13 protein-coding genes are annotated in these 15,340 nt (G+C 69.5%); 7 read left to right on the top strand and 6 right to left on the bottom strand.

Annotated elements, in window-relative coordinates:
• Positions 1-3 precede the first annotated feature (3 nt).
• Genes lpxC through ligA form a run of 4 tightly spaced genes read left to right on the top strand, consistent with a single transcriptional unit; the run spans position 4 to position 5,706 of the window.
• Complete coding sequence (gene lpxC / locus IAI58_RS08145) at positions 4-957, top strand: UDP-3-O-acyl-N-acetylglucosamine deacetylase (protein ID WP_207446608.1); 954 nt, start codon at positions 4-6, stop codon at positions 955-957.
• Positions 958-1,004: 47 nt separating this feature from the next.
• On the top strand, positions 1,005-1,850 hold the full coding sequence (locus IAI58_RS08140) for an outer membrane protein assembly factor BamD (protein ID WP_207446610.1): 846 nt from the start codon (positions 1,005-1,007) through the stop codon (positions 1,848-1,850).
• A 10-nt stretch (positions 1,851-1,860) separates the two neighbouring features.
• Positions 1,861-3,540, top strand: coding sequence for a DNA repair protein RecN (recN, locus tag IAI58_RS08135; RefSeq protein ID WP_207446612.1), 1,680 nt, complete (start codon positions 1,861-1,863; stop codon positions 3,538-3,540).
• An 18-nt stretch (positions 3,541-3,558) separates the two neighbouring features.
• Positions 3,559-5,706 carry an NAD-dependent DNA ligase LigA gene (gene ligA, locus IAI58_RS08130; RefSeq protein ID WP_207446614.1) on the top strand — a complete coding sequence of 716 codons (2,148 nt, stop codon included), beginning with the start codon at positions 3,559-3,561 and terminating at the stop codon, positions 5,704-5,706.
• On the opposite strand, the gene IAI58_RS08125 is transcribed toward ligA, so the two are convergent.
• The gene (locus tag IAI58_RS08125) at positions 5,657-6,499 is read right to left on the bottom strand and encodes a lipase family protein (RefSeq protein WP_207446616.1); all 843 of its coding nucleotides are present in this window, start codon (positions 6,497-6,499) and stop codon (positions 5,657-5,659) included. The genes ligA and IAI58_RS08125 overlap by 50 nt on opposite strands.
• Positions 6,469-8,250 (bottom strand): aminopeptidase P family protein, encoded by a 1,782-nt coding sequence (locus tag IAI58_RS08120; RefSeq protein WP_207446617.1) that lies wholly within the window; start codon positions 8,248-8,250, stop codon positions 6,469-6,471. Before IAI58_RS08120 ends, IAI58_RS08125 begins: the two co-directional genes overlap by 31 nt.
• A gap of 192 nt (positions 8,251-8,442) precedes the next feature.
• Between IAI58_RS08120 and IAI58_RS08115 the strand changes: the two genes are divergently transcribed.
• Entirely contained in the window at positions 8,443-8,757 is a 315-nt protein-coding gene (locus IAI58_RS08115; RefSeq protein WP_207446619.1) for a DUF1127 domain-containing protein, read from the top strand.
• Between the two features lie 169 nt (positions 8,758-8,926).
• Here the strand turns inward: IAI58_RS08115 and IAI58_RS08110 are convergent, their stop codons facing one another.
• From IAI58_RS08110 to metF, 4 genes are all read right to left on the bottom strand, one after another.
• Positions 8,927-9,832 (bottom strand): 50S ribosomal protein L11 methyltransferase, encoded by a 906-nt coding sequence (locus IAI58_RS08110; protein ID WP_207446621.1) that lies wholly within the window; start codon positions 9,830-9,832, stop codon positions 8,927-8,929.
• Positions 9,832-12,036: an ATP-dependent helicase gene (locus tag IAI58_RS08105; protein ID WP_207446623.1), complete on the bottom strand. Its 2,205-nt coding sequence runs from the start codon at positions 12,034-12,036 to the stop codon at positions 9,832-9,834. The genes IAI58_RS08110 and IAI58_RS08105 overlap by 1 nt, the downstream gene beginning before the upstream one ends.
• Entirely contained in the window at positions 12,033-12,416 is a 384-nt protein-coding gene (locus tag IAI58_RS08100; protein ID WP_408906197.1) for a pentapeptide repeat-containing protein, read from the bottom strand. The genes IAI58_RS08105 and IAI58_RS08100 overlap by 4 nt, the downstream gene beginning before the upstream one ends.
• Before the next feature lie 185 nt (positions 12,417-12,601).
• The gene (gene metF / locus IAI58_RS08095) at positions 12,602-13,585 is read right to left on the bottom strand and encodes a methylenetetrahydrofolate reductase (protein ID WP_237182353.1); all 984 of its coding nucleotides are present in this window, start codon (positions 13,583-13,585) and stop codon (positions 12,602-12,604) included.
• A 213-nt stretch (positions 13,586-13,798) separates the two neighbouring features.
• Between metF and IAI58_RS08090 the strand changes: the two genes are divergently transcribed.
• Complete coding sequence (locus IAI58_RS08090; RefSeq protein WP_207446628.1) at positions 13,799-14,626, top strand: MlaA family lipoprotein; 828 nt, start codon at positions 13,799-13,801, stop codon at positions 14,624-14,626.
• Positions 14,627-14,668: 42 nt separating this feature from the next.
• The gene (locus tag IAI58_RS08085; protein WP_207446630.1) at positions 14,669-15,310 is read left to right on the top strand and encodes an MlaC/ttg2D family ABC transporter substrate-binding protein; all 642 of its coding nucleotides are present in this window, start codon (positions 14,669-14,671) and stop codon (positions 15,308-15,310) included.
• Positions 15,311-15,340: the final 30 nt, after the last annotated feature.

Raw genomic sequence — 15,340 nt, 5'->3', positions numbered from 1 at the left:
GTAATGGACGGCTCCCTGACAGTTCAGACCGGGCGGCGGAAGACGCTGAAGGCGCCGATCGGCTGCGTGGGCATCGGCCTTCACTCCGGCCAGCGCGTCAGCCTGACCCTTCGCCCCGCCCCCTCCGGCCATGGAATCGTCTTCCGCCGCACCGACCTCGGCCTTGACCTTCCCGCACGGTATGACTGGGTGGGCGATACCCGCCTCTGCACCGCGCTGGTGATGCCGGGGCGGCCCGAGGTGCGCGTCGGCACGGTCGAGCATGTGATGGCGGCCCTGTCCGCCTGCGGCATCGACGACGTCTTGATCGAGCTGAATGGGCCGGAAGTGCCGATCATGGACGGCTCGGCCGCGCCATTCCTCTTCCTGATCGACTGCGCCGGCACGGTGGAGAGCCTGGAAGCCCGCAGCCGGATCGAAGTGCTGAAGACCGTCCGGGTCCAGGATGGCGAGGGTCCCGGCGCGGCCTGGGCCGAGCTTTCCCCCAACCCCACCCCGGGCCTGGAGGCCCAGCTGGCCATCGACTTCGCCGGCACCGCCATCGGCCGCCAGACCATGGCGACCCTGGTGACGGAGAATGCCTTCCGCGCCCTGCTGGCCGATGCCCGCACCTTCACCCTGGCCGCGGATATCGAGCGCCTGCGCGCCGCCGGCCTGGCGTTGGGCGGCAGCCTGTCCAATGCGGTGGTGGTAGACGGCACGACCGTGCTGAACCCCGGCGGGCTCCGCCACAGTGACGAATTCGTGCGGCACAAGCTGCTGGACGTGGTGGGTGACCTGGCCATGGCCGGCGCGCCGCTGCGGGGTCGCTTCCGGGGCGAGCGTTCCGGCCACGCGCTGAACAACCGCCTGCTGCGCGCCCTGCTGGCTGATCCTGCCGCCTGGCGCTGGGAGCAGAATGATGCCTTGGCCCTTTCGGTCAGCCAGCCGGCCCTGCGGGAGACGGTGGCTGCCTGACCGCCCCCTGGTCGCCGCACCGCGCGGCGTGGTATAGAGCCACCGCGATGCGCACCCGTCTCCACCACTCCCTTCGCCTCACCCTGCTGCTGGCCGCGCCGCTCTGGCTTGGCGCCTGCTCGCAGTGGAATGGCAAGGACGATTCCCTGGCACCCCGCGCCGATCTCTCGGCCGAGTCGCCCGATGCCCTCTATGCCGCCGGGATGGATGCCCTGCGGCAGGAGCGCTACGCCGATGCCCAGGGCCTTTTCGACACGGTGGAACGGGAGCACCCCTATTCCACCTGGGCCACCAGCGCCACGCTGATGTCGGCCTATTCCGACTACCAGCGGAACCGCTACACCGAGGCCATCGGCGGGCTGAACCGCTTCATCCAGCTGCATCCCGGGCATCGCGATATCGCCTATGCCTATTACCTGCGCTCGCTCTGCTACTACGAGCAGATCGTCGATTCGCAGCGGGACCAGAAGGGCACCGAGCTGGCTCTGGCGCAGTTGCAGGAAGTCGTGAACCGCTTCCCCGACACTTCCTACGCGCGTGACGCCTCGCTGAAGATGGACCTGGCCCGCGACCATCTGGCGGGGCAGGAGATGGAGGTCGGCCGCTTCTACCAGGCGCGCGGATTGCCGCAGGCCGCCATCGGGCGCTTCCGCCGCGTGGTGGATCAGTATCAGACCACCAACCATGTCCCCGAGGCGCTGCACCGCCTGACCGAGATCTACCTCTCCCTCGGGCTGGTGGATGAGGCCCGGAAGACCGCCAGCGTGCTGGGCCACAACTATCCCGGCAACAGCTGGTACCAGGACTCCTATGCCCTGCTGGTGGAGGGCGCCGCGCCGGCGCAGGGCGACCGCCCCGGCTTCGTGAAGCGTAGCCTCAACTGGATCTTCTGAGGCCAGCGGCATGCTGGTCTCGCTCGCCATCCGCGATGTCGTTCTGATCGAACGGCTGGATCTCGCCCTCGGCGCCGGCCTGACGGTGCTGACCGGCGAGACCGGCGCCGGCAAGTCCATCCTGCTGGACAGCCTGGGGCTGGCCCTGGGCCAGCGGGCCGATGCGGGTATGGTGCGCGCCGGCCAGTCCCAGGCCAGCGTCATGGCCAGCTTCCACCTCCCCCCCGGCCACCCGGCCCTCGCCCTGCTGACGGAGCAGGGAATCGTGGCGGAGGACGAGCTGGTGCTGCGCCGTGTGGTGCAGGCCGATGGCCGTTCCCGCGCCTTCGTGAATGACGACCCCGTGGGCGTCGGCCTGCTGCGGCGGCTGGCCACGCTGCTGGTCGAGGTGCAGGGGCAGCATGACCAGGTCGGCCTCGCCGATCCCGCCAGCCATGCCGGGCTGCTGGACGCCTTCGGCGGGCTGGACGCCGCCCGTGCCGAGGTCTCCGAGGCCTTCCGCGCCTGGCGCGGTGCCGAGCGGGAACTGGAAGCGGCGCGCGAGGCCATCGCCAGCGCGCAGCGCGACGAGGAATGGCTGCGCCACGCCGTCGATGAACTGGACAGCCTCGGCCCGGAAGAGGGCGAGGAAGACTCGCTGGCGCAGGAGCGCCAGACCATGCAGCAGGGCGAGCGCCGCGCCGAGGCCGTCGCCTCCGCCCTGGCCGAATTGCAGCCGCGCGACCGCCGCGGCGGCACCAGCCCCGCCGCCGCGCTGCGCAATGCCGCCCGGGCGCTGGAGCGCCTGCCGCCGCCGAATGAGGAAGCCGCCCCCGCTATCGCCGCGCTGGGCCAAGCCCAAGATGCGCTGGCCGAGGCGGAGAACCTGCTGGAGCGCCTCTCCCAGGGTATCGCGCCCGACCCGCGCCGGCTGGAACATGTCGAGGAGCGCCTTTTCGCCCTCCGTGCCGCCGCCCGGAAGCATGCGGTGCCCGTCGTCGAGCTGCCAACGCTGCTGCGGGAGCTGAAGGCCCGCCTTTCCGCCCTGGATGCGGGAGCGGAGCGCGCCACGGCACTGGAAGCCGCCGCCACCGCCGCCAGGGCGCGCTACCTCGAAGTGGCGCAGGCCCTCTCCGCCTCCCGCCGCGCCACCGCCGGCAGGCTGGAAGAGGCCGTGGCGCGCGAGCTGAAGCCGCTGAAGCTGGAGCGGGCGCGGCTGCATATTTCCATCGAGCGGCGGGATGAGCGTGGCTGGGCCAGCGACGGCCTGGACCGCATCATCTTCCTCGTCACCACCAATCCCGGTCAGAAGCCGGGGCAGTTGGAGAAGATCGCCTCCGGCGGCGAGTTGTCGCGGCTGATGCTGGCGCTGAAGGTGGTGCTGGCGCGCGGCTCGCCCGTGCCCACGCTGGTCTTCGACGAGGTGGATAGCGGCGTCGGTGGCGCCACGGCAGCAGCGGTTGGGGAGCGGCTGGCCCGCGTGGCGGAGCGGCTTCAGGTGCTGGTGGTGACGCATAGCCCGCAGGTGGCGGCCCGTGGCGCGCGGCATCTGCGCGTCTCCAAGGGCATCCGCGCCGACCGGGCGGAGACGCGGGTGGAGGTGCTGGATGCCACTACCCGGCGCGAGGAACTGGCCCGCATGCTGGCTGGCGAGACGGTGACGGCGGCGGCGCGCGCGGCGGCCGATAGCCTGCTGGACGGCGCGGTCTAAGCCGCGTTAGCAAGCGGCATGACCCGCCGCGACACCCTGCCCGAGCAACTCACGGAAGAGGAAGCCGCCGCCGAACTGGCGGCCCTGGCGGAGGAGATCGCGCAGGCGGATATCGCCTACCACCAGAATGACGCGCCGGAGATCACCGACGCCGAATACGACGCGCTGCGCCGCCGCAACACGGCGATCGAGGCGCTGTTCCCGCATCTGAAGCGTGCCGACAGCCCGAGTGAGGCCACGCCCGGCGCGGCGCCCGCCGCCGGCTTCGCCAAGTCCCGGCACGGCACACCGATGCTGAGCCTGGACAATGCTTTCGCCGTCGCCGACTTCGAGGAATTCACCCGGAGCATCCGCCGCTTCCTGAAGCTGAGCGAGGAGGAGGTGCTGCGCTTCGTGGCCGAGCCGAAGATCGACGGGCTCTCGGTCAACCTGACCTATGAGAAGGGCGTCTTCGTGCGCGGCGCGACGCGCGGCGACGGCACGGTGGGCGAGGATATCACCCGCAACCTGGAGACGCTGCCGGACCTGCCGCGCCAGCTTCCCGCCCCCTTCCCTGAGCAGATCGAGATCCGTGGCGAGGTCTTCATGACCAAGGCGGATTTCCTGGCCTTCCATGCCGAGCAGACCCGCCTGGCCGAGGAGCGCGAGCAGCGGCGCGAGCGCGGCGAGAAGGTGGGGCCGGAGATCCGCATCCCCGCCAATCCGCGCAACGCCGCCGCCGGCTCCCTGCGGCAGTTGGACCCGGAGGTGACGGCGCGGCGGCCGCTGAAGCTCTTCGCCTATGCCCAGGGCGCCTCCAGCACGCCGGTCGCGGAAACCCATTGGGATTACCTGCAACAACTGGAACGCTGGGGCTTCGACGTGAACCCCCTCTCCCGCCGCCTGCCGGATGAGAATGCGGCGGAAGACTTCCAGGGGGAGCTGGCGGAGAAACGCGCGGGGCTCGACTACGACATCGACGGCGTCGTCTACAAGCTGGACCGGCTGGACTGGCAGACGAGGCTGGGCTTCGTCGGCCGCACGCCGCGCTGGGCCATCGCCTGGAAGTTTCCGGCGGAACGCGCCACCACGGAACTGCTGCGTATCGACATCCAGGTGGGCCGCACCGGCGCGCTGACGCCGCGCGCGGTGATGCAGCCGGTGAATGTGGGCGGCGTGATGGTGCAGCACGCGACCCTGCACAATGAGGACGAGATCGCCCGCAAGGATGTGCGCATCGGCGATACCGTGGTGCTGCAACGTGCGGGCGATGTGATTCCGCAGATCGTCAGCGTCGTGCTGGAGAAACGGCCGGAGGACAGCAAGCCTTTCGAGTTCCCGACCACCTGCCCCGCCTGCGGCAGCCATGCCGTGCGGCCGGAGGGCGAGGTGGTGCGTCGCTGCACCGGCGGGCTGATCTGCCCGGCGCAGACGGTGGAGCGGCTGAAGCACTTTGTCAGCCGCAACGCGCTGGATATCGAGGGGCTGGGCGAGGAAAACATCATCGCCCTGCATGATGCAGGTCTGGTGAAAAGCCCTGCCGATATCTTCAGGCTTCACGAACACGCCGCCACGGTCCGGCAATGGGAAGGCTGGGGCAAGGGTGGCAAAAGCTCCAAGAAGCTGGACAACCTGCTGGCCGCCATCGAGGCCCGCCGCAACCCGCCGCTGGAGCGCTTCATCTTCGCCCTCGGCATCCGGCGCATCGGCGCGCAGAACGCCAAGCTGCTGGCGCGCCACTACCACAGCTTTGCCAACTGGCGCGCCAGGATGCTGGCTGCCACCACCATCGGCTCCGAGGCGCGGGAGGAGCTGGGCTCCATCCAGGGCATCGGCCCGGCCATCGCGACAGAACTGGCGGAATTCTTCGCGGAAGCCCGGAACCGGGCGGCGTTGGATGACCTCGCCAGCCAGGTGACGCCGCAGGATGCCGAAAGCATCGGCGGCAGCGACAGCCCCTTCGCCGGCAAGGTGGTGGTCTTCACCGGCACGCTCGAGCAAAGCTCGCGCGACGAGGCGGAAGCCATCGCCGACCGCCTGGGCGCCAAGGTGACGAAGAGCGTCTCGAAGAAGACCGATTTCGTGGTGGTCGGCGCCGATGCCGGCTCCAAGGCCAAGAAGGCGGCGGAACTGGGCGTCAGGACGCTGACGGAAGCGGAATGGCGGCAGATGGCGTTGCTGGACTGATCAACGCCTCCAGCGCGCGCCGGAGCATGCCGACAGGGTCCCTCCCGGGGCCGGAGCAGACCAGCGCGCGGTGGCTACCTTGCAGCACCCAGTGCCGCGCCCCCGGCAACCGGGTGGAGGAAACCGGCACCAGCCCGTCATTCGGCCCGGCACGCCGCCCCATCCAGCCCGCCAACGGCAGGTAGAGCCGGTCGCGGCCCCGCGCCGTCTCCCGCCGCACCTCGCTGCCAATGCTCAGTACCGGCAGGCTGGCGGTCAGGGTGGCAATGGCCTCGGCATGGCGCTCCATCCAGGCGATACGGGCGCCGGTGGTCAGGTCCACCAGCCCCGCGCCGCTACCCGCTCCCAGGAGCCGTGCCAGTTTCCGCGCCGCGCCATGCGCGGGGCGATGGCGCAGAATGACATCGGCCAGGGGGGAGCCGAGAAAGGGTGGCTGTATCGCCAGGAAGCCAGCACAGCGCGCCGCGGCACCCGGATGCAGCAGCGCCGCCAGCCCTTCCAGCCCTCCTTTGCTATGGGACACCAGCAGGAAGGGTTCCGGCTCGGCCCGCAGGATGCCAGCCAGCAGCGCCGCATTCTCCTCCACCGGGGCGGAAGTCGGCAGGGCCACCACCTCCGCCACCGCGCCGCTGGCGCGCAGCCAGGAAAGCTGGCTGCCCATGTAGTCGAAGCCGATGGGCGCCAGCCGGGCCATCGCCTCGCCAGCCAGCCCATAGGCCAGCAGCAGGCGGCGCCCGGCCAGGGCCGGCATCGGCGCCGCGGTCACAGCGGGGCGCAGGCGCGCGCCAGCCATTCCGCCACCTCCTCTTCCAGCCCTTGGCCGACTTCCGCCAGCACGCGGGCGTGATAGGCATCGATCCAGGCGCGCTCCTCCGCCGTCAGCAGCGCGACATCAATCAGCCGGCGCTCGTATGGCGCCAGCGTCAGCGTCTCGAAATCCAGGAAGGGCTTGGCTTGGCCGGGAAACTCCTGGGCCTGTCGGGTGAGCAGCAGGTTCTCGATGCGGATGCCATAGGCGCCTGGCAGGTAGAAGCCGGGCTCGTTGGAGAGGATCATGCCGGGGCGCAGCGGCACGGGTTTGGCCGCGCGGCTGAAGGCGACCGGCCCCTCATGCACGGAAAGGAAGCTGCCGACGCCATGGCCGGTGCCGTGGTCATAATCCAGCCCCACATCCCACAATGGCCGCCGCGCCACCGCGTCCAGATGCGGACCCGCCGCCCCCTGCGGGAAGCGCAGGGTGGAGAGCGCCACATGCCCTCGCAGCACGCGGGTATAGCGCTCCACCAGATCCGCCGGTGGCCTGCCGGGGCCGGTCCAGAGCGTGCGGGTGACATCGGTGGTGCCGTCGGTGAACTGAGCACCGCTGTCGATCAGGTAGCATTCATCGGCGCGGATGGGCCGGTTGGTCCCGGGCTCGGCGCGGTAATGGATGATGGCGCCATTCTCGCCCGCGCCGGAAATGGCGGGGAAGCTCTCGGCCCGGAACAGCGGCAGCGCGGCGCGGAAGGCCAGCAGCCGCTCGGCGGCCGAGATCTCGGTCAGCCCGCCCTTCGGTGCCTCGGCGCTGAACCAGGCCAGGAAGCGCACCATGGCCAGCGCGTCCCGGCGATGGGCGGTGCGGGCCCCCTCCTGCTCCACCGGGTTCTTGCAGGCGCGCGGCAGGCGGACGGGGTCCTCACCCTGGATCAGGTGAGCGCCGGCCTCCTGGAGCGTGGCGGCGTACCAGACCGGCGTCAGATCCGGGTCCAGCCTCACGCGGCGGCCACCCAGGCCAGCCAGCACCTCGCCCAGCGCGGCCGGCGGATGGATGGTGACGCGGTTACCCAGATAAGCACGGGTTTCGGGCCCGAGCTTGGCGGGCTCCATGAAGAGGTCCACCGAGGCATCGGCATGCAGGATGGCGCTGCCCAGGGCCAGAGGGGTGTAGGAGAGGTCCCCGCCACGGATATTCAGCAGCCAGGCGACGGAATGGGCATCGGCCAGAACGGCCGCGTCCTCGCCGGCCGCCCGCAGGGCCGCGGCGGCGGCGGCGCGCTTCTCCTCGCTGGACTGGCCGGCAAGGTCGAGCGGCTGCGGCACGGCGGGCGCCTGCGGCGGAGCCGGCCGGTCCCGCCAGATATCGTCGATGGGATTGGCCGCCAGTGGCACCAGCACGGCGCCCGAGCCGGTCATCTTGTCGATGAAGGATTGCGGATGCAGGCGCGGGTCATAGCCGATGCGCAGGCCCGCCGCGTGTTCCGCCAGCCATTCCTGCGGCGGCTGCTCGATCAGGTGGCGCCGTTCCCACAGCGCCGGGTCGGTCTGCGCCGCCACCTGGGTGGTATAGCGGCCATCGGTGAAGACGGCGGCGCGGTCCTGAAGCACCACCGCCATGCCAGCAGACCCGGTAAATCCGGTCAGCCATGCAATTCGCTCAGAGCTGGGCGGCACGTATTCCCCCAGGAACTCGTCGCTCCTTGGCACCAGCACGCCATCCACGCCCAGTCCAGGGAGGCTTTGGCGGAGCAACGCAAGATGAAGGCTGTAAACCGGCGCCTGTGGCATTTTTATGAGCTTCCCGTTAAGAACATGTTTCCATAGCTATCAATGCGTTTTACGCATATCTATGCTACCTGCGGAACGCTACTCAATCCGTTCCAGAAGGGTATCTAAGGGCCCAAGCAAAGGGGGCGGGCGGCGCGGCGGGAAAGCCGGGCTCGTGGACCTCCCCACAGCATTATGGACGCCCAAGCTACCATGCACAGCAATCACTCTGCCGCCGTCGAAGCCATCCGTCATGAAGCCATCAAGGAGCGTGACGCCAAGATCGGCCAATGGTTCCGGAAGGCCTTTCGCGCCATCCTCGAGTATCCGCGGCGCCGCCGCGTGATGGATGAACTGTCCATGCTGAGCGACCGCGAGCTGGCCGATATCGGCCTGTCGCGTGGCGATATCCACCGCGTCTTCGAGATGCCGGAGGAGCTGCGGCCGAGCGCGGAGATCTACACCCTGCCGGCCGCGCGCAAGGCCGAGAACGAGGTGTACATCCGCACCCATCGCATCGCCGCCTGATTTTTCGGCGGTCGTTACGCAACCCCGCCGTGTCGGCACGGTTGTAGAGGATAGAGACCAGTTACCGGGGCGGCGCTCCTCACTACTCCCCCTCCCCCCAACGCCGCTTCGGTTTGATCGCCCTGCTGCCCCTTACCCCCGGGCGGCGGGGCGATCTCCTTTTTGGGGGTCAGCCTCGCTTCCGCAGCACCAGCGCCGACCAGGCCCCCTGGTCGATGCGCCGTTCCAGCACCAGCCCGGCGCGGCGATGCGCGGCCAGCACCATGCGGACCTGCGTGCCCAGCAGGCCGGCCAGGATGGCGGTGCCGCGTGGTGCCAGATGGTCCGCCAGATCCTTGGCCATGGAACACAGCGGCCGGGCCAGGATATTTGCGAAAACGAGGTCGTAGCGGCCGCCATGCACGGCCGGGTGGCGCCAGCCATCGGCCAGCTTGGCCCGCACCAGGTGCAGCAGCCCGTTCATCTTCGCGTTCTCGGCGGTGATGCGGACGCTCCAGGGCTCGATATCCGTGGCCAGCACCGGGCGCTTCAACTGCTTCGCCGCCGCCATGGCCAGGATGCCGGAGCCGGTGCCGATATCCAGGATGCGGCGCGGGCGGCGATAAGCCATCCCCTCGAAGCCGATCAGGCAGCCGCGCGTCGAACCATGCTCGCCCGAACCGAAGGCGAGACCAGCGTCCAGTTTCAGCACGATGCGGCCATAGATGGTGCGGTCCGGCACATGCGTCGGGCGCACCAGGAACCGGCCGCCGATCTCCTGTTCCGGGAAAGCCTCGACCGTGCGGGCCAGCCAGCCTTCCGCCTCCACGGGCGCGCGCTGCAACTCGGGCGCCTCGATGCCGGAAATGGCGGCGGCCAGCATCAGGGCCGGCAGCAGTTCCTCATCCCCCACGCCGACCTCGCGCACCGCCTCCACCCGCCAGGTGTCGGTGGGGTCGTCCTTGAAGTAGCCGACCGTCAGGCAGACGGTCTGCATGGCCGATTCGAAGGCCGGCACGGCATGCTCGGGCAGGCCGTCCAGGGTCAGGGTTTCCAGCATCTGCGGATGGCGGCGGTTGGTCAGGCCCTGGTTCATCAAGCTTTTTCCACGAAGGTATCGATCACCCGCTTGCGGCCCGCATGCTCGAACTCGACGTCCAGCTTGTTGTCCTCGGCGGCGACGACACGCCCATAGCCGAATTTCTGGTGGAATACCCGCTGCCCGACCGGAATGGCCGATGCGCGGGCCGGGCGCTCCGCCACCTCCCAACCCCCGGCCTCGATCACCCGTGGCTTGCGGGAAACCAGCGGGAACTGGCCGGAAAAGGCGGAAGGCATCGAGGCCATGCGGTTCCGGTGCGCGCCCGCGCCGCCTTCCCGCTCCACATGCGCGTCCGGCAACTCATCCAGGAAGCGGCTGGGGACGGCGCTGCTCCAGCTTCCATACATCTGCCGGTTGGCGGCATGGCTGATGATGCAGTGCTTGCGCGCGCGGGTGATGCCGACATAGGCAAGGCGCCGCTCCTCCTCCAGCGACTTCTCGCCCCCCTCATCCAGCGACCGCTGGTTGGGGAAGAGCCCCTCCTCCCAGCCCGGCAGGAAGACGGTGTCGAATTCCAGGCCCTTGGCGGCATGCAGGGTCATCAGGCTGACGCGGTCGGCCTCGGCATTCTCGTCATTCTCCATGACGAGGGCGACATGCTCCAGGAAGCCCGCCAGAGTCTCGAACTCGCCGAGGGCGCGGATCAGCTCCTTCAGGTTCTCCAGCCGGCCGGCGGCCTCGGGCGACTTGTCCTGCTTCCACATCTCCGTGTAGCCGGATTCGTCCAGCAGCGTGGCCGCGACCACGACATGCCCCTCGCGAGGCAGCGCCTCCCGCCAGCGCGCGAAGCCTTCCAGCAGGTCGTGCAGCGCCGCCTTGGGCTTGGCGCGGATGGCGCCGGTCTCGATCATCCGCCAGGCAGCGCTGACCAGCGGCTTGCCTTCCTGCCGCGCCAGGGCATGCATGGCGCGGATGGTAGTATCGCCCAGCCCGCGCTTGGGCGTGTTGACGATGCGCTCGAAGGCCAGGTCGTCGGCGGGCTGGTTCAGCACCCGCAGATAGGCCATGGCATCGCGGATCTCGGCGCGCTCATAGAATTTCTGGCCGCCAACGACGCGATAGGGCACGCCGAGGGTGATCAGCCGCTCCTCGAAGGCACGGGTCTGAAAGCCGGCGCGGACCAGGATCGCCATTTCCGAAAGCTTGTGGCCGCGCCGCTGCGCCTGCTCGATCCGCTCGCCCACCATCCGCGCCTCCTCCTCGGAGTCCCAGAGGGAGACGATGCGGACCTTCTCGCCATCGGCGTCGTTGCGGCCGGGGCGGAGCGTCTTGCCCAGCCGGCCGCTGTTCTGCGCGATCAGCCCGGCGGCGGCACCCAGGATGGGGCGGGTGGAGCGGTAGTTGGATTCCAGCCGAACGATTTTGGCGCCGGGGAAATCCTTTTCGAAGCGCAGGATGTTCTCGATCTCGGCGCCGCGCCAGGAATAGATCGACTGGTCGTCGTCGCCGACGCAGCAGATGTTGCGGTCCGCCGGGTTCTCCCGCAGCGCCAGCAGCCGCAGCCAGAGATACTGGACGGTATTGGTGTCCTGATACTCGTCCACCAGGATGTAGCGGAACATCCGGTGGTAGCTGGCCAGCACATCCGGGTGGGTCCGCAGGATCTCCGTGACATGCAGCAGCAGGTCGCCGAAGTCGCAGGCATTCACCGCCCTTAGCCGCTGCTGATACTGGGCATAGAGGCCCTGCGCCCGGCCATTGGCGAAGTCCACGTCATCCGCGGGGCCGATGCGGTCGGGCGTCAGGCCCTTGTCCTTCCAGCGCTGGATGGCGCCCATCAGCGCCTGCGGGGTCCAGCGCTTGGCGTCGATATTCTCGGCGGCCATGATCTGCTTCAGCAGCCGCATCTGGTCGTCGGTGTCGAGGATGGTGAAGTTGCTGGTCAGCCCCACCAGCTCGGCATTCCGGCGCAGCATGCGGGCGCAAAGCGCGTGGAAGGTGCCGAGCCAGAGCCCCTCGGCCGGCCGGCCCAGGATGGCGGAGACACGCTCCCGCATCTCCTTCGCCGCCTTGTTGGTGAAGGTTACGGCCAGCACCTGGCTGGGCCAGGCGCGCCGCGTCATCAGGATATGGGCGAAGCGGGTGGTCAGCACCCGCGTCTTGCCGGTGCCCGCGCCGGCCAGCACCAGCAGCGGGCCGTCGATGGTCTCGACCGCCGCGCGCTGCTCGGGGTTCAGGCGGGTCAGGTAGTCGCTCATTGGCAGGCCCCCACGGAATCGGCGGCGCAGCGCCTCTGGCCATCCACCCAGAGCGCGCCGTCCAGCAAGGCGCCCGAGAGGTCGGCGCCGGCCAGTTCGGCACCCTGGAAATCGGCCCCGCGCAGGTCGGCCCGGAAGAACCGGGCCTGCCGCAGATCCGCACCCCGGAGTGTGGCGTCCCGCAGCGCGGCCCGGGTAAAATCGGCGCCGCGCAGCACGGCGCCCGAGAGGTCGGCACCCGTCATCTCGGCCGAGGTGAAGCGGGCATCCGGCCCTTCGGCCCCTGCCAGCTTGGCCCCCTGCATCCGGGCGCGGCCGAAACTGGCATCCCGCAGCACGGCGCCTGAGAGGTCGGCATCCCGAAGGTCCCGACCGTCCATCAGGCAGCGGCGCCAGTCCACCTTCGGCCCCGCGGAATCTGTGCAGGCGGCTGCCGCGGGATTCGCGGCCAGCAGCACAAGCAGGGGCAGAAGCAGGGTGAGGAGAGGCGCGAGCGGGACAGACACAGGGCGAGGTATAGAACGTCTCACGAACAAGACCAAGCCGTGGCTGCCCCTCCGGGCTTTCACCCCTGCTTCGGCCGCGCCCCCAGGATATGGGCGATGGCGTAGCTGAGGTCGGCCCGGTTCAGGGTGTAGAAGTGGAACTCGTCCACGCCATTCGCCTGCAGCAGCCGCACCTGCTCGGCCGCCATGGCGGCGGCCACCATGCGGCGGGTTTCCGCGTCCTCTTCCAGCCCCTCGAAGAGCTTGCCCATCCAGTCCGGCACGCTGGCGCCGCACATGGCGGAGAATTTCTTCACCTGGTTGAAATTCGAGACCGGCAGGATGCCCGGCACGATCGGCACGGTGATGCCGGCGGCAAGCGCCCGGTCCAGGAAGCGCAGATAGACATCGGTATCGAAGAAATACTGCGTGATGGCGCGGGTGGCGCCCGCGTCGATCTTGCGCTTCAGGTTGTCCAGGTCAGCCTGGGCGGAGCTGGCGGTCGGATGCGTCTCCGGATAGGCGGCGACCGAGATCTCGAAGTCACCGATGCGCTTCAGCCCGGCCACCAGATCAGCCGCATAGGCATAGCCCTGGGGATGCGGGACATAGCCTTCCTCCCCGGAAGGGGCATCGCCGCGCAGGGCGACGATGTGGCGCACCCCGGCATCCCAGTAGCGGCGGGCGACGTCATCCACCTCCCCCGCGCTGGCGCCCACGCAGGTCAGGTGGGCGGCGGGGGTCAGCGAGGTTTCCCGCGCCAGCCGGGCGACCGTGGCGTGGGTGCGCTCTTGCGTCGTGCCGCCCGCGCCATAAGTAACGGAGACGAAGCGGGGTGCCAGAGGCTCCAGCCGCCGCACGCAGGCCCAGAGCTGCTGCTCCAGAGCCTCGGTGCGCGGCGGGAAGAATTCGAAGGAGAGCGCCGGGGGAGGCTGGTTGACGCTTTGCGGCAGGCCGGCGATGCGCGGGCCGGTCAGCCAGCGCCGCAGCGTGTCGGTGGACGCCCGGTTCCCGGCGCTCTGGGTGGTATCCTGCCCGGAGGGGGCGTCGGCGAGATCGTTCATGACAGGGCATCCTAGCCGAGGGCCGGGCCAAGTAGAACGGGCCCTTTGGCAGTATCATGAAGGTTACCACCGCGAACTAGGCATTTTACCCGCTCTCCGCTAGATGTGCGGCACAACGCGGGCCCAGATAGCCCCCCTGCGTAGTGAGACTTTTCTGTCTCTCGCCCGTTAAGCTCGCGCCCCCGATGCGATACTACAGGACCCGCCAAACCGATGCCCCCACTCCGCCGCCCCTCCCTGCTGCTGCTTGGCTTGCTGGCCCTCTCCGCCTGCGCCACCCGCCCGCCGGCCAGCGATCCGGAAGCGCTGGCGGAATATGAGCAGACGAATGATCCGCTGGAGCCGCTGAACCGCGGCCTCTACGCGGTGAACACGGGCATCGACACCGTGGTGCTGCGGCCGGCGGCCAAGGTCTACCGGGCCGTGCTGCCACAGCCCGTCCGGACGGGCGTCCGCAACGTGCTGGCCAATCTCCGCAGCCCTGTCATTGCCGCCAATGACCTGCTGCAGGGCGAGCCGGACCGGCTGCTGGTCACGGTGGGCCGCTTCATGATCAACACCACCTTCGGTATCGGTGGCATCTTCGACGTGGCCGCCTCCGCCGGCATGCCCGGCCACAGGGAGGATTTCGGCCAGACGCTCGCCGCCTGGGGCGTGGGCGAAGGTCCCTTCCTCTTCGTTCCCCTGCTGGGGCCGAGCAATCCGCGCGACCTCGTGGGCTTCGGCGCGGATGTGGCCGCGGATCCGATCAGGTGGGCCGGCGTCGACAGCGACACCCTTGACAGCGTCCGCTGGACCCGCCTGGGCCTGACCGTGCTCGACACGCGGGAAGGGCTGCTGGAGACCATCGACAACGTCAACAGCACCAGCCTGGACCCCTACGCGACGCTCCGCAGCGCCTATCGCCAGAACCGCAACCAGCAGATCCGCAACGCCGGCGAACTGCCCGCCACCGCCGGCCCGCTGGCGCAGCCACAGCAGGGCAGCTTTGCACCTCAAGCTGAGCCAGACACCGGAACCACTCTCCCGCAGCCGCGTTAAAGCCCTCAAAACAGGCCGACCGAGAACGAGATATCTGTAGTGATGAACCGCCGCTCCCTGCTGGCCAGCATGCTGGCCACACCCTTCGCCTTGAGTGCCTTCGGGCAGCTGGCCATCCGGCCGGCCCATGCCGAGATGGACATCAACCGCGCCGCCCAGTTCATCCAGACGGCTGGCCGGGACTTGGTGGCCGCCATCAATTCGCCGCAGCCCGTCGCCGTCCGGCGGCAGCAGGTCGCCGCCGTCCTGCGCCGTGACGTGGATGTGCAGGGCGTGGGCCGCTTCATCCTGGGCCGCTGGTGGCGCACCGCCAGCCCGGCCGAGCAGCAGCAGTACATGACGCTGTTCGAGGAGACGCTGATCCGCAACCTCTCCGCCCGCTTCGGTGAATATGAGGGCGTGCGCTTCACCCTGGGCCGCAGCCAGCAGCGCACCGAGGACGACGTGCTGGTGAACACCATCATCGAGCGCCCGGGCAGCGCGCCTTTCAGCCTGGATTGGCGGGTGGGCGAGATCGGCGGGCAGCCGCGCGTGGTGGATGTGATCGCCGAGGGCACATCCCTGCGCCTGACGCAGCGGAGCGAATATTCGGCCGTGATCAGCCGCAACGGCGGTCAAGTCTCGGCACTGCTGACTGCCATGCGCCAGCAGATCGCCGCCCTGGCGGCGCGCGAGAGCCGCTAAGTCCCCGCCGCCCTACTGTGCCGGGCCGCC

Source organism: Roseomonas marmotae, from assembly GCF_017654485.1.
GTDB lineage: Bacteria > Pseudomonadota > Alphaproteobacteria > Acetobacterales > Acetobacteraceae > Pseudoroseomonas > Pseudoroseomonas marmotae.
Note: the sequence above shows the minus strand (reverse complement) of the source record. Positions and strands in the feature narration are given on the sequence as shown.